The organism is Bacteroides stercorirosoris (assembly GCF_900142015.1).
GTDB lineage: Bacteria > Bacteroidota > Bacteroidia > Bacteroidales > Bacteroidaceae > Bacteroides > Bacteroides stercorirosoris.
Window position 1 is genome coordinate 15,709 of the sequence record NZ_FQZN01000045.1, and the last position, 22,642, is coordinate 38,350.

Consider the following 22,642-nt stretch of genomic DNA (forward strand, 5'->3'; position numbering starts at 1 on the left):
AAGGGGTAGACGATTTATCACAAAAGCTTTATTATCTATCATTATAGGTTTGTTTCCTATCAATATAGGTTTGTTTTCTATCATTTTACGTGTCTGACCACTATCTGGACATAGTCTGAGCGTTGTCACCCCCATGTTTCCTCCATATAATAGTGCCCGATGTAGAACCGGCACAGAAAGTGTGGAAATTTTCCACACCACATTCCACACTTTCCACACAATTCCACACTGTGCCACACTTCCCCATCCGCCTATTACCACTAATAATCAAACACTTACCTAAACACCACTCCTACTGGCACAACCTTTGCAACTACTTATGTGTAAGCGTCAAGCTTCCTTAAATAGAAAAAGCAACCTAAACTTTAAACTTATAATATAAAATAGTATAACTCTAAAAAGCAAATGATTATGAAAAAATTAGTATTAGTAGCAGCCCTGTTTATGTTTGTTTGTGGTGGTTCTTTCCTGGCAAACGCTCAGGATCCCGTGAAGACTCAGCAACCGGCAACGGAAAAAACTGAAGAACCTAAGGCAACTGAGCCTGCCAAGGAAGAACCCAAAGCAGAAGAACCGAAAGCTGAAGAGCCTAAGACTGAAGCTCCCGCCAAGGACGCTCCTGCAACGGAAACACCTGCACAGCCTGCCGAATAATAGTAAGCACACTGACAACAAAAGCCGCTCCCTACTTGTCTATTCTGGGGAACGGCTTTTGCTGTTTCTATCCAATACCTATTTATAAGTAGCGGATTCTACAACTCCACATTCAAATTACCTACATATAGCGATTTCGCACATATCTCATTCTACATAACTTTGCAGACAAATCCATAGAGATGTTTCGCAAAGTATTATATATCATAACAATCCTGTTTATCAATCACTTGTCTGCCTCTGCCCAACATGGTTACACCCTCACCGGAACTATACAAGATGCGCAGACCAAAGAACCTTTAAGTTTTGCCACCATTCAGCTACAGACATCGGATAGGACTTGGTATGGTGCTCTCAGCGACCAAAACGGCCGGTATTCTTTCGCCAAATTAGCAGCCGGAACATATACAGCAACCGTTTCTTATCTGGGATATGACAAGCTGACAAAGACTTTCTCTATCTCCAAAAATACAATCCTATCTTTCCAACTCACTTCATCGACCATGGCACTGAATGAGGTAGTGATTACCGCTTCGGAGTCGAAGGGACTGACCAGTGCGTCAAAGATAGACCGCAGGGCCATGGAGCATCTGCAACCGACAAGTTTCACCGACCTGCTGGAATTACTTCCCGGCGGAAAGTCCGTTGACCCGAACATGGGCAGTGCCAACCTGATAAAAATCCGTGAAGCCGGAAGCACCAGTGAGACTATCGCCTCTTTAGGAGTAGGATTCGTAGTGGACGGTATGACCGTTAACACCGATGCCAACCTGCAATACCTGCAAGGAACAAATCAGGGTGACAAAGAGTCCGTATCTAAAGGTGTAGACATGCGTACACTTTCAACTGACAACATAGAAAGCGTGGAAATCATCCGAGGAATACCTTCTGTGGAATACGGCAACCTGACCGGAGGATTAGTGAACATCAAACGGAAATCAAGCGCCTCCCCCCTGACCGCACGTTTCAAAGCAGACCAGGTAGGCAAACTGTTCTCTGCCGGAAAAGGTTGGGCAATCAGCGGCACCAATGTCCTGAATCTGGACCTTAGCTACCTGGACTCGAAAGTAGACCCGCGCGACAGCCGTGAAAACTACAAACGCATAACCGCATCCGCCCGCCTGAACACCAACTACAAAGCAAAGATCGGACACATAGACTGGCGTATCAACGCCGATTACACCGGTTCGTTCGACAATGTGAAGCGGGATAAAGATATTACCGTAAAGGAGGATTCTTACAAGTCCTCTTATGATAAAATGACGCTGGGCGGCGAGTGGGTGTTGAAGCGCCCCGAGCACTCGTTCCTGCGCCAACTGCGTGCCAATGCATCTGTTTCACAAGAATTCAGCCAGATAAAAGAACGGAAGTCGGTATCACTGGACCGCCCCACAGGCATCCCCAACAGTACGGCACAAGGAGAGGCGGACGGACTTTATCTCCCTTACAACTATGTAGCGGACATGCTTATTGACGGTAAGCCTTTTTACGCAAGTGCCAAAGTTATCAGCGACTTTGCATTCAAATGGCTGAAAAGTTCGCATACGCTAAAAGCCGGTGCAGAGTGGAACTTAAGTAAAAATTTCGGTGACGGACAGGTGTACGACATCACCCGGCCACTGCAAACAGCTTCAACCACCCGCCCAAGAAGTTACAATGAAATACCTGCCCGTCAGGATTTATCCATTTATGCAGAAGAACAAATGAAGTTGTCTCTCGGTAAGCATGAAATCTATCTCTCGGCCGGTATACGCGCCAACTCCCTAATCGGATTATCCGGCAGGTTTGCCATGCAGGGAAAATTCTATTTCGACCCGCGCTTCAACTTGAAATGGAGTCTGCCTGCTCTCGGTAAAAATGAGGATTGGCTTATTGACATTTCCGGCGGCATAGGTTGGTTGTCGAGAATGCCGACCACAGCACAGCTCTATCCGGACGCTCTATACGTAGACGTTGTACAACTGAATTATTACCATAACAATCCCGATTTCCGCCGCATCAACCTGATGACCTACAAATGGGATAATACGAACTATGACCTGAAACCGGCACGTAACCGGAAATGGGAAGCAAGATTGAACGTAACCCATAACGGTTACGGATTTGCAGTCACTTACTTTCAAGAGCGCATGGACAATGCTTTCCGGGATATTTCTTATTACCAGACGCTGGCTTATAAAAAATATGATTCATCGTCCATCAACTCTTCTGAACTAACCGGACCACCGGCATTGGAGGAACTGACTTATGCGGAAGACACTATGATCAATGCATATAGGACAGCGGGCAATGGCACGCGTGTACACAAAGAAGGGATAGAATTCACCTTCCACACACCGCGTATCAAGCAGCTGCAAACAAGGTTTACGGTTACAGGAGCCTGGCTGAAAAGTACATACAGCAACAGCGTGCTGCTATATAGGGAGTCGTCCGTTGTGATTAACGGAGAACAGTTAAGATACGTAGGCCTGTATGACTGGGATTCTAATTCCAGAGCTCAGGAAACATTCAACACCAACCTCACCGCCGACACTTATCTGCAAAGAATCGGTATGTCTTTCTCACTGACCGCACAATGCACATGGTACACCTCCGGCCAGCCATTATGGAATAGCGGTATGCCCATCAGCTACGTTGACAAAGGAGGAAATGTGCATCAGTTTACCGAAGCAGACGCTACCGATGCCCAACTGCAACATCTGGTAACCAAACATGGAGAAAATTACTTTGACCGTGTAACAGTTCCTTTTGAAATGACCGTCAATCTGAAAGCAACCAAGAGAATCGGAAAATATATGGATTTATCTCTGTACGTAAACCGAATATTGACCATAGCACCCGATTATCACAGAGGGACTCAACTTGTAAGACGCGTCATGAACCCCTACTTCGGTATGGAAGCTAATTTAAGATTTTAATATTAATACATAAAACAATAGACTAAGATGAAAAAAGTGAAGTATTTAGCATTGGCAGTCCTGCTAACAGGAAGCTTTGCCATGACAAGTTGTAGTGACGACGACGTGGCCACCACCCAAGTGAACGCGAATCTGAACATCAGTAACAGTATCGGAAACGACCTGACGGTAAAAACGGGAACATATACTTTTGCCAATGTCAGTACAGGACTTGAGACGACCATTGACTATGGTTCTACCTTGACCCGTGCCGCCTCCGAAAGCACATTGGCCACCTTGACGGACGGGTTGTATAATGTAACCTTTATAGGTACGGCAACCTACACTTATACCGAAACCCAGATAGTGGAAAACGAAGAAGTAGAAGTGGAGAAGACAGCCGAAGCCGACATTCAAGGTTCGCAGCAAAATGTGGAAGTAAAAGGTGGCAGCGTAACTCTGAACCTGACCGTTTACGTGCAGAACAAAGATGAAAAAGGCAACTTCGTGATTGCCGAGATATTTGCCGGCGGTTCATACAATACAGCAACCGGTAAGCAATATAACGGCGACCAATATATCCGCATCCACAACAACTCTTCCGAAACACTTTATGCTGACGGATTGGTATTGCTGGAATCTAAATTTACTACCAGTCAGAAGTTCGATTATACTCCCAACGTTATGGATCAGGCCATGGTGGTACAAGTAGTAGCCAGAGTTCCCGGTACCGGAAAAGAACACCCTGTTCTGCCGGGGAAAAGCATCATTTTATGCGACAATGCCATTGATCATACGGAAGCACTGTCCACCTCGGCTAATTTGACTAACGCCGACTTTGAATGGTATACGGGCGGCACTTCCTCAAACCCGGATGTAGATAATCCTGATGTGCCCAACTTGGATATGATCTTCAATTATACAAAAACTGTCTGGTTGTTAGCCAAGCAGGGCAACAGAGCTTATGCCATCGGCCGCATACCGGAAGGAATAAGTTCGGAAAATTTCATTGCAGACAACTTATATGACGGTACCTATATAGCCGTCAACGGAAAAGAAATGCCGGTAACGAACGCATATAAATTCCCTAATGAATGGATTATCGATGCCGTCAACTTAAGTCCGAAAACCGCATACGTATGGAATGTGGTAAGTCCTGCCCTGGACATGGGATATTCTTATATAGGAGAAGGTACCGCGGCCGTTGAAAATGCCGGTAAAGCAGTGGTTCGCAGAACATCCTACACCACCGAAGACGGACGCGCGGTATTGCAGGACACCAACAACTCCAGCGTAGACTTCAAAGCCTCGGTACGCGCTACATTGTTACCTGCCCAATAATAAAAGACCAAGCATGAAGCAACGTTTCCTTATCCTATCAGCCATAATCTGCCTGCTGCCTATCAAACTGATGGCGGCAGACACGCTGACCGTTGAACAAAAAATAGTGTCGGAATACAGTCACAAAGCTGTATTCCGCAATCAGATATGGCAGAATATCGCTATTCGCTATGACCTGCGTCCTTTCAGTCTGACTACTGTCAGCGTGAACGGCCTTTATGAAGAGCGTGGCAATGCCGCATTAGCACAGGAAGGAAACGGAGAAAAGAACTTTAGCGCAGAGGTTAACTCTTCCGTCGTGCTGAATCAGCGTAACCGACTTTTCGGAACCGCCTCCTACCGCAACGGACGCAGGGAAAATGTGATTTGGAATGAGAATTCAGACTATTCACTGATTTATCCGTATGTAGTGGGTGATTCTATTGGCGGCTACATGAAAGAAGAAGAATATAAATTCTCCGGAGGATATACCCACCGCTTTGGCAAGTGGACTGCCGGTGCCGAACTGGCATACCGTGCCGTGATTGCTTACCGCGACAAGGACCCGCGCCCGCGGAACATCATTTCCGATTTGCAGGCATGTCTTGCGCTTTCACGCAATCTGGGAGGAAAGTACATATTAGGCCTTTCGGTGCAGGCACGCCAATATAACCAGAAAAGTGACATCAAATTCCTTGCCGACAAAGGTTCTACTTCCGTTTATCAGATGTTGGGATTGGGAATGGATTATGTACGTTTTGCAAGTTCACAAACATCCTCCCGCTACACCGGTTCGGGAATAGGCGGCAGCATCGACCTGTTGCCGATAAGCAAGCATGGAGAATGCAACGGATTCTCCGCCTCACTGCGTACCGACTATTTCCATCTGACAAAGGAACTGGTCAGCGTCAACTATGCCCCGATCAATGAAGTCAGAAACGTAAACGTCTCCCTTGAAAGTGCATGGACACGCCGGAACCGAGAATGGGAATATGGGGTACGCCTACTTGCCGCAATACAACAACGCACAGGGATTGAAAATATCTTCGGTGACCCGACTGGCAATGTTTACCCTAAAATCAGTAGCGTAGACCAGTTCAAGAATACCACCTTGCAGGCTGCATTAAAAGGAATGATAGGGCAACGCCTCAACGAGAACCGTCACTGGGGATGGACTTTGCTCCCCACCGTCAGCTACGGACAAACCAAACCGGAATATAAAGACAACGGGCGCTACGTTGAAATAGCCTCTGCCAGCGGCGGACTGGAAGCGCAATCGCTCTGGAAAGTATCGAAAGTGCTGTTAGCGGCAAGCATTGCCGGAGGATATACCTCCAATGTGAAGTCCGAGTATTCCCTGACGGGACTGGACAGTAAGGGATCAGTAGGCAGCACTTTACTCTCGAACATCGATTATCTGAGTGACGACCACGCCTCCATCGCCCTCAAACTGCGCGGAGACTACATCCTCAGCGACCGATATGCCGTGTTCCTCTCAGCCGACTGGCTACACCAGGAATACAATAAATGTGGCGGAACAGACCGGATAGAAGTATCTCTGGGAGTTACTTTCTAAGGAAATCACCCCGCCAATTATCTATAGTGAATTACGTAATAAACAAAAGTATAACTAACAATAAAACCAAAACAACAATGAGTACTAAAACATTATCAATCGCAGCCGCCATCATGGCGTTATTCTTTATCGGGACTTCCTGCAGCAACAAGCAAAAGAGCACCGAAGAAACCGCAACCACCGAACAGACCTCCGGTGCCATGGAGATAGACGACCTCCTTGCCAATGCCGAGTCATTGACCGACCAGGAAGTCACCATCGAAGGTGTATGCACACATGCCTGCAAGCACGGTGCCACCAAAATCTTCCTGATGGGCAGTGACGACACGCAGACCATCCGCGTAGAAGCCGCCAAGTTGGGTTCATTTGATACGAAATGCGTCAACAGCATCGTCCGCGTCACCGGAACCCTAAAAGAACAACGTGTGGACGAAGCATACCTGCAACAATGGGAAGCCCGCCTGAAAACCGCTGCCGCCGAGAAGCACGGCGAAGGCGAAGCCGGATGCACCACCGAGAAGAAAGCACGTGGCGAAACTGCCAATACGCCCGAAGCCCGCATCGCCGACTTCCGCGCCAAGATAGCCAAACGTCAGGCTGAAACAGGAAAGCCCTATTTATCTTTCTACTTTATGGAAGCCGCAAACTATGAAATTCAGTAAAACGGGAACCGTGCTCCGTAAATGGAGCCGGCTGATTCACCGGGATCTCTCATTCTTCTTTTCGGGGATGGTGCTGATATACGCCATCTCCGGAATTGTGATGAACCACCGGAATACGATAAACCCCAATTACTCAGTAGAGCGGCAGGAATACAGCATCACTGAAACGATGCCGCCACAAGCCGGAATGAAGAAAGACGATGTACTGAAACTGCTGGCACCACTTGGTGAAGAAAAGAACTACACCAAGCACTACTTCCCGAAGGAAGGCCAGATGAAGGTGTTCCTGAAAGGTGGTTCCAACCTGATGGTAAATCTGTCTACCAAGCAAGCCGTTTACGAGAAGCTGACACGCCGTCCGTTGATAAGCGCCCTGACCAAGCTGCACTATAATCCCGGAAAATGGTGGACTCACTTCGCAGATGTGTTTGCCGTGGGGCTTATTATCATCACCGTCACAGGACTCGTCATGGTGAAAGGACCGAAAGGTTTGTGGGGACGCGGGGGAATAGAATTGGTGGCGGGTATCCTCATTCCGATACTTTTTCTCTTTTTATGAATTAATCCCATCAACAGGTAAGTCAAATACAACTTCGGTATAAGCGTAGGGTAAAGGTGCGGAACAAGTGATATAAATTGCCAACACCATGAGTCTTGCAGTTTCACTTAATAGGCACGATAGTTTCACAGGATAGAAACTTCAGTTCCTTAGGACAGAAACAAGAGTTTCACTTAACTGAAACAACAGTGCCTCCAGATTGGAATGAACAGCACCTTTTATCCCCTTTCTGCCGGACATTAATCAAAACAAAAAGAAATCAATGGAGAACATCATTGAATGCAATAACCTGACGCACTATTATGGCAAAAGGTTAATTTACGAAGACCTCAGTTTCAGCGTACCGAAAGGACGCATCCTGGGACTGCTGGGCAAGAATGGTACAGGTAAAACCACAACCATCAATATATTGAGCGGTTACCTCAAGCCCCGCTCCGGTCAGTGCTCCATCTTCGGGCAGGACATACAGGCGATGCATCCCGGCACACGCCGCAACATCGGCCTGCTTATCGAGGGACACGTGCAATACCAATTCATGACCATCCGCGAAATCGAGAAGTTCTACTCCGCTTTCTATCCGGGACAGTGGCGCAAAGAAGCCTACTACGACCTGATGGACAAACTGAAAGTAGCTCCCAAACAACGTATCTCGCGCATGTCCTGCGGACAACGTTCGCAAGTGGCCCTGGGACTTATCCTGGCGCAGAATCCAGAACTACTGGTTCTGGACGACTTCTCCCTCGGACTGGACCCCGGCTACCGCCGCCTCTTCGTGGACTATCTGCGCGACTATGCCCGCTCGGAAAACAAAACAGTTTTTCTGACCTCACACATCATTCAGGACATGGAACGCCTCGTGGACGACTGTATCATCATGGACTACGGCCGCATCCTCATTCAGCAACCCGTAAAAGAACTGCTGGACACCGCACGCCGCTACACCTGCACCCTGCCCGAAGGTTACAAGATGCCCGAAGACAAGGACTTTTATCATCCATCCGTCATCCGGAACACGCTGGAGACTTTCTCATTCTTAAACCTGCAAGAAGTGGAAAACCGCTTCAAAGCCTTGCAAGTGCCTTACAGCAACTTGAAATGTGAGACTGCGAACCTGGAAGATGTTTTCATCGGCCTGACCGGAAAGTATTAATCAGTCATTAGTGATTAGTTATTTGCTGATGATAACAGAATATCACAGCACAATGACACAAACTAATAACTTATAACTAACAACCAATAACTAATTTCATTATGAGCGCTATATTTTATAAAGAATGGATTAAAACCCGCTGGTACTTGCTGCTTGCACTCCTTGTGACGCTTGGTTTTGCCGGTTACTCGATGTTACGCATCAACCGTGTGGCCAGCATGAAAGGCGTGGAACACGTCTGGGAAGTAATGCTGGCACGAGATACCGTATTCGTTGATTTACTGGAATACATACCTCTGCTGACCGGGATATTGCTCGCATTAGTACAGTTCGTGCCCGAAATGCACCGCAAATGCCTGAAACTGACTCTGCACCTGCCCTATCCGCAACTCCGCATGATTAACCTGATGTTGTTTTACGGTCTGCTGGCACTGGTCATCAGTTTTGCCGCCAACTATCTACTGATGGGAATTTACATGCAGGACATCCTTGCACCGGAACTATATTCACGGATTCTTCTGACAGCACTCCCCTGGTATCTGGCAGGTATTGCCGCTTATCTTCTGATTTCGTGGATATGCCTGGAACCGACCTGGAAACGCCGTGTCCTCAATCTGGTAATCTCCGTCCTGCTGCTGCGTATCTTCTTCCTCGCACCGGCACCGGAAGCCTACAATGCTTTCCTGCCCTGGCTGGCAATCTACACCCTGCTCACGGCAAGCCTCTCATGGCTGTCCATCACACGGTTCAAGGTGGGCAAACAAGATTAAACAGGTTATAAATTCACTCTTAAGAACGAAAAGACAATGAAACGTTTCAGTCAAATATTCTTATATATCACTATCGCATTGCTTCTTATCTGGCAATTGCCGTGGTGTTACACTTTCTTTGCGGCGAAACCCTCAAAGACTCCCTTCTCCATGTACAGCACCATCATCGGCGACTTTGTTTCCATGGGACATGAAGAAGGCAAAGGTATGATGCGCCGCGACCAGTCCGGCAATGTGTACACGCAGGAACAGGTAGACAGCATTCTCCCTTTCTTCTACATACGCCAGCTTATGTCGGACGAGCGCTTTCCGGATAGCATCAAAGGCGTTGCCGTCACTCCGCGCGAAGTACAGATCACTAATTTCAGTTTCCGCTCGACACCTTCGGACATCAATGCTTCCCAGATAGAGCTTTATCCTTTATTGGAGAGCATGTCGGGCCGCGTAGACCTGACGATGCCCGATGATGTGTTCCGCATCACCAACAAAGGAATTGAATTCATCAAGATAAAAACCAATACAGTAGATGCAGATAAAAGCCAGCAGTTCACGGAAGCGATGACTAAAAAGGGATTTAAATTCCCCGCTCAGAGACTTGCGGGTAACCCGACAACCCGCAAGGAATATGATGAAGGTTATCTGATTTTGGACAATGAGGGTAAGCTTTTCCATCTGAAGCAGACCAAAGGACGCCCTTATGTACGCGCCATCCCCTTGCCCGAAGGTGTAAAAGCAAAACATCTCTTCATCACGGAATTCAAGAGCCGCAAAACGCTGGGATTCCTGACCGATGTGGATAATAACTTCTACGTGCTGAACAACAAGACTTATGACTTGGTGAAGACCGGAGTTCCCGCTTTTAATCCGGAACAGGATGCCTTGTCCGTCTTCGGGAATATGTGCGACTGGACAGTTTGTATTAAAACCGGTGAGGCTGATGAGTATTATGCCCTGGATGCGGATGATTACTCGCTTATCAAGTCCGTCAGCTTCCCGACGGAGGGAAGCAAAGTACCGGGATTACGGTTTACTTCTTCACGGGATAAGTATGTGAAACCGAGGTTCTGATAAAGATTTTCACCACAGAGTAACACAGAGTCTCACGGAGTTTTATTTCTAATTGATTAAACTCTGTGAGACTCTGCGTTACTCTGTGGTGAAATAATTTTATATCATCCGGAACCCCTGCCAAAGGTTCGTCAGCGGCACAGGTGCTTCCACCTCTATCACCTCTTTTGATACCGGATGCACAAAGCTGATGTGGCGTGCATGCAGGCAGATACTTCCATCCGGATTGGAGCGTGCGGAACCATATTTCAAGTCCCCCTTGATAGGACACCCCATCTTTGCCAACTGACAACGTATCTGATGGTGCCGTCCGGTTTTCAAATCTACTTCCAGCAGGAAATAATTCTCTGACTTACCTATCATGCGATAATTCAGGATGGCTTTTTTACTTTTCGGCACCTCTTTATCATAAGCATAACTCTTATTCTGCTTCTCATTGCGCACCAGATAGTTCACCAATTCCCCTTCTGGTTCCTTCGGAGCATCCTTCACTATAGCCCAGTAGGTCTTCTTCACCTCACTGTTCTTGAACATTTCATTGAGGCGGGACAACGCCTTGCTGGTTTTGGCAAACACAACAAGACCGCTCACGGGGCGGTCCAGCCGGTGGGTAACACCGATGAAGACATTTCCGGGTTTCTGGTATTTCTCCTTCAGATACTGCTTTACGATTTCCGAAAGCGGCGTATCTCCCGTTTTGTCTCCCTGAACGATCTCGGAAGCGGTCTTGTTGACTATAATAATATGATTGTCCTCGTATACGACAGTCATACTCTTTCTTACATATTCATACCACCATCTACCTGAATCACCTGTCCTGATACATAAGAAGACATATCAGAAGCCAGGAAGGTAGCAATGTTTGCCACGTCTTCGGGAGTACCGCCACGACGCAAAGGAATTTTCTTTGCCCATTCAGCCCTTACTTCGTCAGACAGCGCAGCAGTCATATCGGTCAGGATAAAGCCCGGAGCAATAGCGTTGGCACGGATGCCACGAGAACCGAGTTCCTGAGCAATAGATTTAGCCAAAGCAATCATACCTGCCTTGGAAGCTGCATAGTTAGCCTGTCCGGCATTGCCATGAACACCAACCACGGAAGCCATATTGATAATACTACCTGCTTTCTGACGCATCATGATCGGAGTACAAGCATGAATAAAGTTGAAAGCAGATTTCAGGTTAACGTTGATAACCATATCCCATTGTTGCTCGCTCATACGCATCATCAGACCATCACGAGTGATACCTGCATTGTTTACCAGAATATCAATGCGGCCGAAATCTGCATGAATGGCTTCTACTACCTTCGCAGTATCTTCGAAGTTAGCAGCGTTTGAAGCATAACCTTTAGCTTTCACGCCCATTGCTTCAATTTCTTTTGCCGTATTCTCTGCATTCTCGTCAATTACCAGGTCAGTGAATGCAATATTTGCTCCTTCAGAAGCGAACTTTAAAGCGATAGCCTTACCAATGCCGCGTGCAGCACCGGTTACAATAGCTGTTTTACCATCTAATAATCCCATACTTTTTTAATTATTGATTAAAGTTTTCTTTTCTATGCAACGCTCCGAACACGATGTTGACCACGTACTTGTCGCGTTCTTCATCTGTCAGTTTAGCGCCTATGTGTCCGCGTATATAAGGTACCTCGATACCTTTCACGCAATAGTGTACCAATTCGGCAGTCATGTCAATATCGTTAACCTGAAATACCCCTTTCTCCACACCCTCACAAAGAACATCCTTGAAAAGCTGTAGTTCTTTGGCATCAAAACGCTTGCGTACCTTCTCTACCCGCCATATATCGCGGAAGAAGGTAGCACGAAGCGTTCCATTCCGGTATACCACCTCCTTCACAGCATCCAAACGGGTATAAATCATTTCGATAATCTTCTGGTCGGGCGAGATATCTTTCTCCGCCACCCGTTTCATTACATCCAAAAGTATCTCCAGCTCCGACTCGACAACAGCCGTATAGATCTCTTCCTTACTTTTAAAATAGGTATAGAGTGTTCTTCTACCTTTTTTAGAAGCAAGGGCGATATCATTCATCGTGGTATTCTCAACACCCATCTTTGCAAATAGCTGACGGGCAACATCCACTAATTTAGCTTTTGTCTTCGATACGGCCATATATTTATTAATTATTGCACATTGCTTAATAATTTGAGCAAAAGTAAAACTTTTCTGCATACCACACAAGAAATCATGTGTTTTATTAACATTCCGTCATAGGAAGGGAAGAAAAAAAAAGCATACACTATCATGTTACTTATCAATAGTTTAGAAACAACATCACATTTTTTAAAGAAAAAAAGATGGATTTTATTTGTTAGTTTCATAAAAAGCCGTACCTTTGCACCCACAAAACATCGCGGAGTGGAGCAGTTGGTAGCTCGTTGGGCTCATAACCCAAAGGTCATTCGTTCGAGTCGGATCTCCGCAACTAAATAAAAAAGACCGTTTTTCAACGGTCTTTTTTTGTATCCTGATAATACCTACTGTTATTTTACTACCACTCTTGCAGCCTGTTTTAATTTTATATTCAATGAAGCACCATCTGATTGAGGCATCCAAACCACCTGGCGGCATTCACCTTTCTCCAATGTACATCTTTGGTTACCACGAGCATACAGATATTCCGTATCAACATGGAAAGACGACGCATTCACATTCCACGAGCGTATTCCATTCAAATGTAAGTGCAAGTTATCCGCTTTTCCACTATTGAACAACCACGAACCATCCTGAACGGTCAAGGCTTTAAAGTAGCAATCGTTTATTGTTGCATAATCCCGTACCATAAGAGATAATGAATCCCGATTGAAGCCTTCAACATTGATTTTCTGATCAACAAGACCTGCAGACAGTGCCTGAACATTATCAGGTAAAGCTATCTTCATCTCTTTGGAGCGTACATTCAGCCAAGCCATATCCTGGAATTTCTTTTCCAACTTCTCTTTAGAAAAATTAAATACGATACGTAATGTATCTCCTGACGTGTTCATCGTCATATACTTATCCATATCAGAAGCATAAGTGAAAGTACCGTTGCCTGATTGCGCCTGACGAACGTTCAGCGGTATCTCATTGAATGCAACCATCCTTATTTCTTTTCTTTCATTATCATCTGTGATGACATCTCTGTCTGCTACTAACTGCACCACTTTACATTCCGGCAACTGTACAGTCTTCTGCTCGCCATTGATATCCATAAAAATATCATCCCAACCGGTAAACAGTGTGGAGGTATAGAATATGCCGCCGCACATCACCACCAATCCGGCAAGCAGCATTCCAAATATTATATAAGTTGTTCGTTTCATAATCTTCTTCTTTATTTTTGTTTCTTACTATATTCCTGATACATATCCGACATATCTTTTGCCGAAATACCGAGTGTGTACATCTGCTTGAAGAAGTAATCCACCTCTTCTTTCAGAAAATACTCTTTCCGCAATGAAAGGATTTGTTCGCGAGCACCGGCAGACACAAAATAGCCAATGCCCCGCTTGTTATAAATAACCCCTTGTGATTGCAAATAATCGTACGAACGCATCACCGTATTGGCATTCACCTCTACCACAGCCGCATATTCTCTGACGGACGGTATACGTTCTTCTTCCTGATATTGACCAAGAAGTACCTCGTCACAAATCCGGTCTGCTATTTGCAGGTAGATGGCTTTACTTTCTTTAAAATTCATATTTACCAGCGGTTAATGATTTCAGATTCTTTGAAGCGGAAATAAGCGACTACCCAGTTGAAGATAGCCATACCAAAGAAGATGATTGTAGTCCAAAGTGTCATAGCTTCATCAGATATATTCTGATTCACTCCACGAACACCACGCGCTTCAAACAATATTTTTGCCAATACCGATCCTATTGCTATATAAATGATAGCAACTACCACAATGGCTGAGAAAGTCTTCACAAATGAATTCTTCGGCCAAATGGAACTACCCAGAACAAACAAGGACTGTGCAAAGAAATAAGCGCTTACTCCTAACATGAAATAATTGCAATCATCAAAAACCGTCCAGAATTGCCCTTTTCCTACTAAATGGGAAAGCGGAGTAGAGGCAATAATATCTTTCAACTCAGGATAACTAACCATGTAAACCACCACACGTGTCCAGTCCGCCAATTTAAAAGCTATCAGAAACACGATAAGGAAACCGAAAGTAAATACCAGCCAACGGGAGAAGAACTTTTCAAACATCGTAGCAGGTGTCATCAACATTGCTATCCGGTTCGTTTTAGATTTCATATGTTCCATAATGAACGAAGCGCTCAGAAGTCCCATAATGACGAGTGCCCAAACGAAAGCCCCCAGTTCGAATGTCCAGATAGGATCCTGGGTTATTCCTCTATTGATAAGACCTTCCGGATGATTATATTGAAAATATCCGTTCCATACAAAAGCAATCGCCATTATGCCGTACATCATTACGAACCTAAGCAGATTAGCTTTCCAACTCTCCACCATCTCTTTGCGGCACAAGCTCACAAAACGGGGTGCACTAAAAAAGGTATCGCGTATCATTGTTCATTCTTTTTAGGGTGAAACATTTCTGCCATCTTCTCTGGTGCGGCAAGCGTAGCACCAAACAGCAGTTCAAGATTAATCTCCGATTCTTCGTCTTCCGTATTCGATAGCATCAAGAAGTTTCCTTGCACGGAAGGCAGTGTATAAAGTGCTGACTTCGCCATTTCATGATCGTCACTTTCAAGGAAAAGCAACTTGTTGCAAATGCTGGCAGTAGACTCATCAAGCAGCACATGACTGTTATCCATAATCACCACATGATCTAATATCTTATCAATATCCCGCACCTGGTGAGTAGAGATAATAATCGTCCTGTCATCCGACATGCCGGAAGCAATGAACTTACGGAATTGGCTCTTACCCGGAATATCAAGTCCATTGGTAGGCTCGTCCATAATCAACAGTGAAGTATGGGTAGCCAATGCAAAACTCATGAATACTTTTTTCTTCTGCCCCATAGATAAAGCTCCCAGATTCAAATCCTGCTCCATCTCAAAATAATGCAGGTACTTTACCATATCTTCTTTGCTGAAACGAGGATAGAACTGACTGTTCAGTTCCACATAGCTAACCAGGGATATGGACGGAAGTTCAAACTCCTCAGGTACCAGGAACATATCCTGTAACGTAATAGGTAACCTGCGACGCACATCAGTGTCATGATACATCACCTTCCCACTCTTGGGGGTGAGCAAACCACTCATCAGATAAAGTAGTGTAGACTTACCGGCGCCATTCTTTCCCAGCAACCCGTATACTCTACCCTTCTCCAATGAAAGCGAAAAATCGTGCAGGACTTCTTTCTTGCCCCGGCGATAACTGAACGAAATGTTTTCTACTTGTAGCATAAGCTTGGATATTTATTAGTTCTTTAGTGTATTAGTTTATTAGTATACCGCAAATATAGGCAAACTTTTTAATATTCCAAGCGTTTCCTCAAAAAAAAGCAAAAAAAGAGAGGAGCTAAGAATCACTCTCCACTCCTCCCGACACGACAAACAACTAAAATTGTTGCTATTTGATGCCATCCAACGCCTTTTTGGCAGTAGCATTGGCGGGGTCTATAGCCAGAATTTTATTCCAGTACTCCTTCGAAGTAGGATAGTCGCTCTTCAATAGATAGTAGTAGCCCAGATAGCTGTAACACTCTATCAACGGAGAATTATACTTCGGATCGTTTTTACTCAGCAACACCTCCATCACCTTTTCATAATAAGGTTTCGCCAACCCGTCGGTAGTTTCGGGGTCCATGGCAGAATTGGTCCGGGCGCGCCACATATCTCCCAGATAACTATCGGGAGCTTGTTCGGAAACAAGTGCGAACACAGAGTCAGCAGACTGCAACGCCGCCATACGGTCGGCAGGCTGCACGGTGAGCGTGTCCGAAGACGTGCCCTGTCCGTAATAAAGACGCCCCAACTGGAATAAGGTTTCAGGGGTCTTTTTATCTTTGGCTAATGAATCATAATACTTCTGATAAGAAGCAATAGCCTGTGCATAATCGTTCTTCATTTCATAGGCATCGGAGATTTCACGCCACAAATCGGTCTGCGTATTATCCTTCTCAAGTGCCTTGCCATATTCTATAATGGCTTCATCGTATTTCTTCAACGCGGTCAATAAGGCTCCGTAGTAACGATAATCCAGATAAGAATAGTCTGCATTGTCCGAAGCATGGAAGAAAGCATCAGCAGCTTTCTCCGCATCTTCATAACGTTTCAGGTCCGTATTGTTATACATGGCAAGACGGTTGAATGCAGCATGACGGGCGTTCGCCTGCAAGCCTTTCCGGGCTATTTGCAGCGATTTCTCGAAGTCATGGTTCAGGAATAAGGCAAATGCATACTTCAGCATGTCATCTTCCGTAGCAAGAGGCGTATTGATGAACTTCGCATACATCGCGGCAGCTTTATCAAACCGATTACTGGAATAATACACTTCGGCCAACTCCTTGTCAGCTTCCAGACAATCCGGCTCCACAGCTTTCAGTTGTTCCAGCTTCTCGATGGCCAATGAAGGACTGGCAGATTTGTATGCCTGCGCATATTTCAGATAAGCCTCCTTACAGTTCGGGTCGAAGTAAATGGCCTGTTCATAAAGCTGACAGGCTTGCCCCACATTCTTTTGTGCAAGAGCTATGTCTCCCTCCAGTACGGACACTTTCGGATCCTTATTATTGGCTTTCTTCGCCATTGCCAGATACTCCTGAGCATCGGTAAGCTTTCCGGCATTCAAATAAATGTGGGCTATGGAAGTCACAAGGTCCACATTCTTTTTATTCTTCCCTTTCAGCAATGCACCGGCTTCCTCAGAAGCTTGTTCGGGATTGGTCTGAACCAGGCTTTTCATTTTATCTACCCCAGCCTGCCATTCGTTCACAGGCGCTTGCGCAGAAACAGTGCCGGCCAACAGCAATGCTCCCATACTAAGAATTAACATCGTTTTCATAATAGCATTCATTTTAGTTATTTATCTTTTATATTTACCACCCGCACCGGTTGGGTAGCAGGCACTAATCCCGACTTTAAAATAATCCGCTGTCCCCGGTCGGAAGAGAGGAAAGAGGCAAATCCCCACGGAAGAGCGCTCCGCGGATCGTTCAACAGGACATAGATGCTGCGTGTCAACGGATAATCACCGTAAAACAAATATGCCTGATAGGGTTTGAAACTGTTTTCCGGCGTCGCCTTGTCGGCAGCGCTGACGGACATCACCCGCACTTCTTTGCTAAAGGAAAGCCCTGTGCTGTCATTACGGTCGCTCAGCCAATTCACGCCGATAATACCGATAGCATCAGGAGTCTTTGACACATAGTCGATGACCTCACGGTTGGTCTTCAACGCCTTTACCTGGTCCGACAACATAGCACCCTTACAAATGGAATCTACCGCAAAACGTACGGTACTGGAATTCTTGTTATCGAATACCAAACTGATATTCTTCAACCGGGATGCCGGATAGATGTCTTTCCATTGTGTGGTCTTTCCCGTCAGGATGTTACGGATTTCATTCACGGTAATCAGTGTATCGGGATTACTCTTGTTGGTAATCAACGCTAATCCATCCGTGGCAATCTTTATCTCCTGCGGAAAGAACTTCCGGCTATTGAAAGAGTTCATCTCCTCCGGTGTCAGCCTGCGACTGGTTATCGCCAACCGCAGACTGTCCTTGAGCAATAGATTGACGGCTTCCACTTCCGTCACATAACGGGGCACAATTCCTGCCAAAGGAAACAGTCCTTCAAACACATCCACTTCTTCCTGCACGATAGGCTGGAAACTTTCGTCCGCAGCAATCGCTATCACGCCCGAAGTGTATGTATCCGTCAGTCCATCCTTGGGCTTGCTCTGGCATGCCGACATAGCAGCCAGCATCATCACCAAACCTATAAGCTGAAGTTGTTTCACCGTTTTCATTACACACACATATTATTGTAACCTAAACACAACCGGTATTGTATACTTCACCGACACAGCCTTACCGTTCTGTTTGCCGGGAATCCACTTAGGCATGGACATTATCACGCGGACAGCTTCTTTGTCCAGATAAGGGTCTACACCTCTCAGCACATTCACATCGCGCACACGACCATCGGCGCCCACCACAAACTGGCAAGTCACACGTCCTTGCGTTCCGTTTTCCTGAGCAATAGTCGGATATTTCATGTTCTTGCTGATGAACTGCATCATCTCTGCCTGTCCACCGGGGAACTGAGGCATCTGCTCTACCATATCGAAGACCTTTTCAGGTTCCGGCTCGGCTTGCGTAACCACTTGTTTCAGGTCGGCAATATCCTTACCATGTTCTTCATCATTACCTTTCACGTCGGCAATAGAGATAGTCACTTTAGTCTGCGTCAGCTCGTGCTGACTCTTGATTTCATCCTCATCTCTCACTTCTTCGTCTTTCTTGATAACCGGGGCGGTAAACTTGATAGAACTCTTCAAAGCAGGAGGCGGGGGAGCAACAGGCTCCACTCTCTTCATCTCTTCCTGTTTAATCTCCGGTTCTTCCAGTTGAGACAGGGTGGTAACTTCGGTCATCACTTCCTTCTGCTTCGGTGTAGCCATCTTTATCAAAGTAGGAATGCTGAACCCTACCAATGCGATGACAATCACCAATATCACAGCGATATTATGACGTTTCGGAGAAGTCTCCCTCAACTTATAAGCACCGTATGCCTTGTTCTTGCCGTTGAATATAAGGTCACACCATTCCGAAGAACTTAAATCTACTTTAGCCATATTCTTACTTTTTTAGGTGTTACACATTATTCGGCAATGTTCTGCGACAGTTCACCCTTGCTATCGAAGTTCTTTATCAGAAATTCGTCGGCTTCGGCAATGTCGGTAATCACATACTTACCTATATTACATATCTGCATTTCATCGAGCGCATCAATCAGATTCTTGTACGAAGCATTATCGGTGGCTTTGATTATCACCGTCGGCGTATCTTTCCCGCTCTTTATCTCGGCGAGCTTCTTCGAAAATTCTTCTTCTGATATCTTGAGGTCCAGTTTCTGCTGCTTCAGTTCGTTCACTTCATTTACAGCAGTTCTATTACGTTGCAAGAGCATTGCCCGCAGCCCATCCGGCTTATAGGTTGTTTCCTTCAGCGAGGTATAATCCTTATAGTTGGGCTCTCCTTCGTAATAATACATTTTATCGTCACTACCCAGCAGCAGGGTGATAGCCTGTGATGCCTTCACTTTTGACTGCTGTTCTTCGGTAATGTCCTTATCGTTACTCGGCATGCTTATCTCCATCGTCTGAGGTTTGCTCAGTGAGGTACAAAGCATAAAGAAAGTAATCAGCAACATATTCATGTCTACCATTGGTGTAAAGTCCACCCTGACAGTCATTTTCTTTTGTTTACTCTTTCCACCTTTCTTATTGCCGCTTTCTTGTATTTCAGCCATAATGTTTCCTTTCTGTTATTCTTCAGAAGTAGTCTTCAAAGAAGTAATCAGGTTATACCGATTCTCTCTGAGGTCCTGAAGCGAGTTCATCACATTCTTGATTACGGAATAAGGAGTATTGGCATCCGCCTTGATGGCGATACGTAAATCTTTGTTCGTGGCACGGGCATTGCGCACCCAGGCTTTAAACTGATTATCGATACTGTCAGTAGGTATCCCCTCATTCTTTAACACAGCGTCTTGCTGGTCTTGCGGCAAGTCAAGGTACTTCTTCATACTCTTCATCGGCACTCCGAAAGTAGATGCCAATGTGAATTTCTTAGTTTCCTCCGGAGTGAACGTCACCCCATACTCTTGCCCCATTGCTTCCAGCACGTCACGCAAGTCGGACTGCTTGTCCAGACTCATAAATACCTTTCCGTCCGGATCGACCAATATCTGGAGGATATTTGTTTCCGGAATCTTAATTTCGGAAACAGAGGCCGGAGTGCTAACCTGTACCGGTTCTTTCTTCACGAACGTAGACGTCAGCATGAAGAAGGTCAGCAGCAATACAGTCACGTCACTCATCGCCGTCATATCGATGAACGTACTTTTCTTTTTTATCTTCGCTCTACCCATGATGATTAAATTAAAAATTGAGAATCTCTCATTTATTTATGCGTAGCGGCAAAAGTCTGTACGATAGAGAATCCAACCTCATCAAGGCTGTAAGTCAACTTATCAATCTTATTGGTATAATAGTTATAGGAAATAACGGCGAGTGCTCCGGTCAAGATACCGAATGCCGTATTAATCAAGGCCTCAGAGATACCTTGTGACAACGCCATTGAGTCAGCAGAACCTCCGGCAGCCAGAGCGGCAAACGAACGGATCATACCGATAACCGTACCGAGCAATCCCATCAACGTACCCAGAGTAGTGATAGTACCGATAATAGGCAGGTTCTGCTCCATCATCGGCAGTTCCAGCGCAGTGGCTTCTTCCAGTTCCTTCTGTATGGCAAGCAACTTCTGGTCTTTAGACAGATTGGGATCATTTTCCATTTCAGCATACTTTTTCAAAGTAGCATTTACTACATTGGCAACAGAACCATGTTGTTTGTCACAAATTTCCTGTGCCTTCTTCATGTCACCGGCAGACAAGGCTGACTTGATATTAGCAACAAACTTAGCCAACGGACCTTTACCAAAAGCAGCACCGATAGCAATGTAACGTTCAATGCTCAATGCAATAACGGTCAGCAAGAGAGTCTGGATAACAGGAACAATGAATCCACCTTTGTAGATAGTACCGAGGAAGTTCCCGGGCAGCGGATGGTTGTTCGGGTCATTGTTCATGAAGTTAGAGGGATTTCCCAACACAAAGTGAAAAATAAGCACGGCTACGATAAAGCAAATTACGATTACCCAACCGGCAGACTTGATGCCTTTAAAAGAGGCGGATTTCTTTTGAATAGTTTCCATGATGAAAAATTTAAATGGTTTTGTATTAAAATTGATTTTTTAGAATAATTCGTATGGATACAGTTCTCCCCCTCACGATATCAATATACCGTAACCACCCGTATAACCTCACCCTAGAGTTAGGGATGTAAGAGACCGCCAACTTTCAGCCACATTTGGGAAAGATGGAAAGGGAAAACTAATTTGTAGGAAATTTAAATTATAATCCGCCGTAGGGTATAAATGTAGTATTCACTACTAAAGGAAGTATAATGCGGATCTTTATCCGAATAGTATAGTTTCGACTGGTCATGCACCATCAGGTTTTGATGCTGAGATAAGATTAGAAAAATCCCTTTAAGGAATAAAGAAGTTTCCATAGCTCTACGGAAACGCTGGGAATTAAAAGAATATCTTTCAGAGATGGGTTTGTTGCCAAGTTCCACATCAGTAGACCACATGAACTTGGTATTAGTAAACAGGCTTCTTGTATCGTTAACGACATTATCCGAAGAGACATTTCTCAGCGATGAAGAAGAAGCACTTACTTTGCAAGCGGCTGCTTCTTTATCGACCGTCCCCGTAAAGTTGACGGCGCTGCTACTTAGACTATATACCAATGTCAGTAGCACAAATACCAAAAATGTCTTTACAGTTGTTCTCATGTCGTTTTCAATTCTATAATAACAACAGCTATCTGCTGTTTTTTGTTTTACTAAAATCGAAGTTTCTTTTAAAGAAAAAATAATTGTTCACTGATTAAAGGTATTATAGTACCTTTTAATACGAAGTAAAGGTACGAATAAAACACTGAATATCGAAACAAAGAATGAATATAATTCCTTGATTTTAAGTAGTTTTAATCATTAATTCAGGGGTATGAACAGGAAGTATTACAAAGGAAATACAACGTTTATTTTTCTCTTATAACTATGCAGTTTACATGCAAATAGCAGAATGCATTATCTATAGAGGAGGAGAATCGGTATAGTTTTCAAAATGGTGTAAATACAAAAAGCCCCCACATCTTTCGATATGGAGGCTTCTCTGAAAAAACGGCGACTAC

At 45.2% G+C, this 22,642-nt stretch carries 23 protein-coding genes and 1 tRNA gene; 10 read left to right on the forward strand and 14 right to left on the reverse strand.

Features of this window, described 5'->3' with window-relative positions:
- Positions 1–411: 411 nt before the first annotated feature.
- The 9 genes from BUC01_RS22425 to BUC01_RS22465 all read left to right on the forward strand — a co-directional run bounded on the left by BUC01_RS22425 (position 412) and on the right by BUC01_RS22465 (position 10,656).
- Positions 412–654, forward strand: a complete 243-nt coding sequence (locus tag BUC01_RS22425) for a hypothetical protein (RefSeq protein ID WP_025834109.1) — start codon at positions 412–414, stop codon at positions 652–654.
- A gap of 182 nt (positions 655–836) precedes the next feature.
- Entirely contained in the window at positions 837–3,572 is a 2,736-nt protein-coding gene (locus BUC01_RS22430; RefSeq protein WP_025834111.1) for a TonB-dependent receptor, read from the forward strand.
- Positions 3,573–3,599: 27 nt separating this feature from the next.
- Positions 3,600–4,892: a DUF4876 domain-containing protein gene (locus tag BUC01_RS22435; RefSeq protein ID WP_025834113.1), complete on the forward strand. Its 1,293-nt coding sequence runs from the start codon at positions 3,600–3,602 to the stop codon at positions 4,890–4,892.
- Between the two features lie 13 nt (positions 4,893–4,905).
- Positions 4,906–6,447: a DUF6850 family outer membrane beta-barrel protein gene (locus tag BUC01_RS22440; RefSeq protein ID WP_073314933.1), complete on the forward strand. Its 1,542-nt coding sequence runs from the start codon at positions 4,906–4,908 to the stop codon at positions 6,445–6,447.
- A 77-nt stretch (positions 6,448–6,524) separates the two neighbouring features.
- Positions 6,525–7,109, forward strand: coding sequence for a hypothetical protein (locus tag BUC01_RS22445; RefSeq protein WP_073314935.1), 585 nt, complete (start codon positions 6,525–6,527; stop codon positions 7,107–7,109).
- Positions 7,096–7,668 (forward strand): PepSY-associated TM helix domain-containing protein, encoded by a 573-nt coding sequence (locus tag BUC01_RS22450; RefSeq protein WP_025834115.1) that lies wholly within the window; start codon positions 7,096–7,098, stop codon positions 7,666–7,668. The genes BUC01_RS22445 and BUC01_RS22450 overlap by 14 nt, the downstream gene beginning before the upstream one ends.
- 262 nt (positions 7,669–7,930) lie before the next feature.
- Positions 7,931–8,818 carry an ABC transporter ATP-binding protein gene (locus BUC01_RS22455; RefSeq protein WP_025834117.1) on the forward strand — a complete coding sequence of 296 codons (888 nt, stop codon included), beginning with the start codon at positions 7,931–7,933 and terminating at the stop codon, positions 8,816–8,818.
- Between the two features lie 101 nt (positions 8,819–8,919).
- Positions 8,920–9,588 (forward strand): hypothetical protein, encoded by a 669-nt coding sequence (locus BUC01_RS22460; protein ID WP_025834119.1) that lies wholly within the window; start codon positions 8,920–8,922, stop codon positions 9,586–9,588.
- A 36-nt stretch (positions 9,589–9,624) separates the two neighbouring features.
- A complete protein-coding gene (locus BUC01_RS22465; protein WP_025834120.1) occupies positions 9,625–10,656 on the forward strand; it encodes a DUF4857 domain-containing protein in 1,032 nt (343 codons plus the stop codon).
- Positions 10,657–10,755: 99 nt separating this feature from the next.
- Here the strand turns inward: BUC01_RS22465 and BUC01_RS22470 are convergent, their stop codons facing one another.
- Genes BUC01_RS22470 through BUC01_RS22480 form a run of 3 tightly spaced genes read right to left on the reverse strand, consistent with a single transcriptional unit; the run spans position 10,756 to position 12,792 of the window.
- The gene (locus tag BUC01_RS22470; protein ID WP_025834122.1) at positions 10,756–11,427 is read right to left on the reverse strand and encodes an RluA family pseudouridine synthase; all 672 of its coding nucleotides are present in this window, start codon (positions 11,425–11,427) and stop codon (positions 10,756–10,758) included.
- 8 nt (positions 11,428–11,435) lie between these two features.
- Positions 11,436–12,182 carry a 3-oxoacyl-[acyl-carrier-protein] reductase gene (gene fabG, locus BUC01_RS22475; protein ID WP_025834124.1) on the reverse strand — a complete coding sequence of 249 codons (747 nt, stop codon included), beginning with the start codon at positions 12,180–12,182 and terminating at the stop codon, positions 11,436–11,438.
- A 10-nt stretch (positions 12,183–12,192) separates the two neighbouring features.
- The gene (locus BUC01_RS22480; protein WP_025834126.1) at positions 12,193–12,792 is read right to left on the reverse strand and encodes a TetR/AcrR family transcriptional regulator; all 600 of its coding nucleotides are present in this window, start codon (positions 12,790–12,792) and stop codon (positions 12,193–12,195) included.
- 240 nt (positions 12,793–13,032) lie between these two features.
- Here BUC01_RS22480 and BUC01_RS22485 point away from each other — a divergent pair.
- Positions 13,033–13,105: transfer RNA gene (locus BUC01_RS22485), tRNA-Met, on the forward strand.
- A 58-nt stretch (positions 13,106–13,163) separates the two neighbouring features.
- Here BUC01_RS22485 and BUC01_RS22490 read toward each other — a convergent pair.
- From BUC01_RS22490 to BUC01_RS22540, 11 genes are all read right to left on the reverse strand, one after another.
- Positions 13,164–13,985 carry a hypothetical protein gene (locus BUC01_RS22490; protein ID WP_025834128.1) on the reverse strand — a complete coding sequence of 274 codons (822 nt, stop codon included), beginning with the start codon at positions 13,983–13,985 and terminating at the stop codon, positions 13,164–13,166.
- A gap of 11 nt (positions 13,986–13,996) precedes the next feature.
- Complete coding sequence (locus tag BUC01_RS22495; protein WP_009132081.1) at positions 13,997–14,365, reverse strand: GntR family transcriptional regulator; 369 nt, start codon at positions 14,363–14,365, stop codon at positions 13,997–13,999.
- 2 nt (positions 14,366–14,367) lie between these two features.
- A complete protein-coding gene (locus BUC01_RS22500; RefSeq protein ID WP_025834130.1) occupies positions 14,368–15,207 on the reverse strand; it encodes a hypothetical protein in 840 nt (279 codons plus the stop codon).
- Entirely contained in the window at positions 15,204–16,058 is an 855-nt protein-coding gene (locus tag BUC01_RS22505; protein WP_025834131.1) for an ABC transporter ATP-binding protein, read from the reverse strand. The genes BUC01_RS22500 and BUC01_RS22505 overlap by 4 nt, the downstream gene beginning before the upstream one ends.
- A 166-nt stretch (positions 16,059–16,224) precedes the next feature.
- Positions 16,225–17,670, reverse strand: coding sequence for a tetratricopeptide repeat protein (locus tag BUC01_RS22510; protein WP_073314937.1), 1,446 nt, complete (start codon positions 17,668–17,670; stop codon positions 16,225–16,227).
- 5 nt (positions 17,671–17,675) lie between these two features.
- Complete coding sequence (locus tag BUC01_RS22515; protein ID WP_025834132.1) at positions 17,676–18,626, reverse strand: PstS family phosphate ABC transporter substrate-binding protein; 951 nt, start codon at positions 18,624–18,626, stop codon at positions 17,676–17,678.
- A 12-nt stretch (positions 18,627–18,638) separates the two neighbouring features.
- Positions 18,639–19,454: an energy transducer TonB gene (locus BUC01_RS22520; protein ID WP_025834134.1), complete on the reverse strand. Its 816-nt coding sequence runs from the start codon at positions 19,452–19,454 to the stop codon at positions 18,639–18,641.
- Between the two features lie 26 nt (positions 19,455–19,480).
- Positions 19,481–20,131 carry an ExbD/TolR family protein gene (locus BUC01_RS22525; protein WP_009132087.1) on the reverse strand — a complete coding sequence of 217 codons (651 nt, stop codon included), beginning with the start codon at positions 20,129–20,131 and terminating at the stop codon, positions 19,481–19,483.
- A gap of 15 nt (positions 20,132–20,146) precedes the next feature.
- The gene (locus BUC01_RS22530) at positions 20,147–20,752 is read right to left on the reverse strand and encodes an ExbD/TolR family protein (RefSeq protein WP_009132088.1); all 606 of its coding nucleotides are present in this window, start codon (positions 20,750–20,752) and stop codon (positions 20,147–20,149) included.
- 32 nt (positions 20,753–20,784) lie between these two features.
- Positions 20,785–21,597, reverse strand: a complete 813-nt coding sequence (locus BUC01_RS22535; RefSeq protein WP_025834137.1) for a MotA/TolQ/ExbB proton channel family protein — start codon at positions 21,595–21,597, stop codon at positions 20,785–20,787.
- A gap of 194 nt (positions 21,598–21,791) precedes the next feature.
- A complete protein-coding gene (locus BUC01_RS22540) occupies positions 21,792–22,241 on the reverse strand; it encodes a hypothetical protein (protein WP_025834139.1) in 450 nt (149 codons plus the stop codon).
- Between the last annotated feature and the right edge of the window lie 401 nt (positions 22,242–22,642).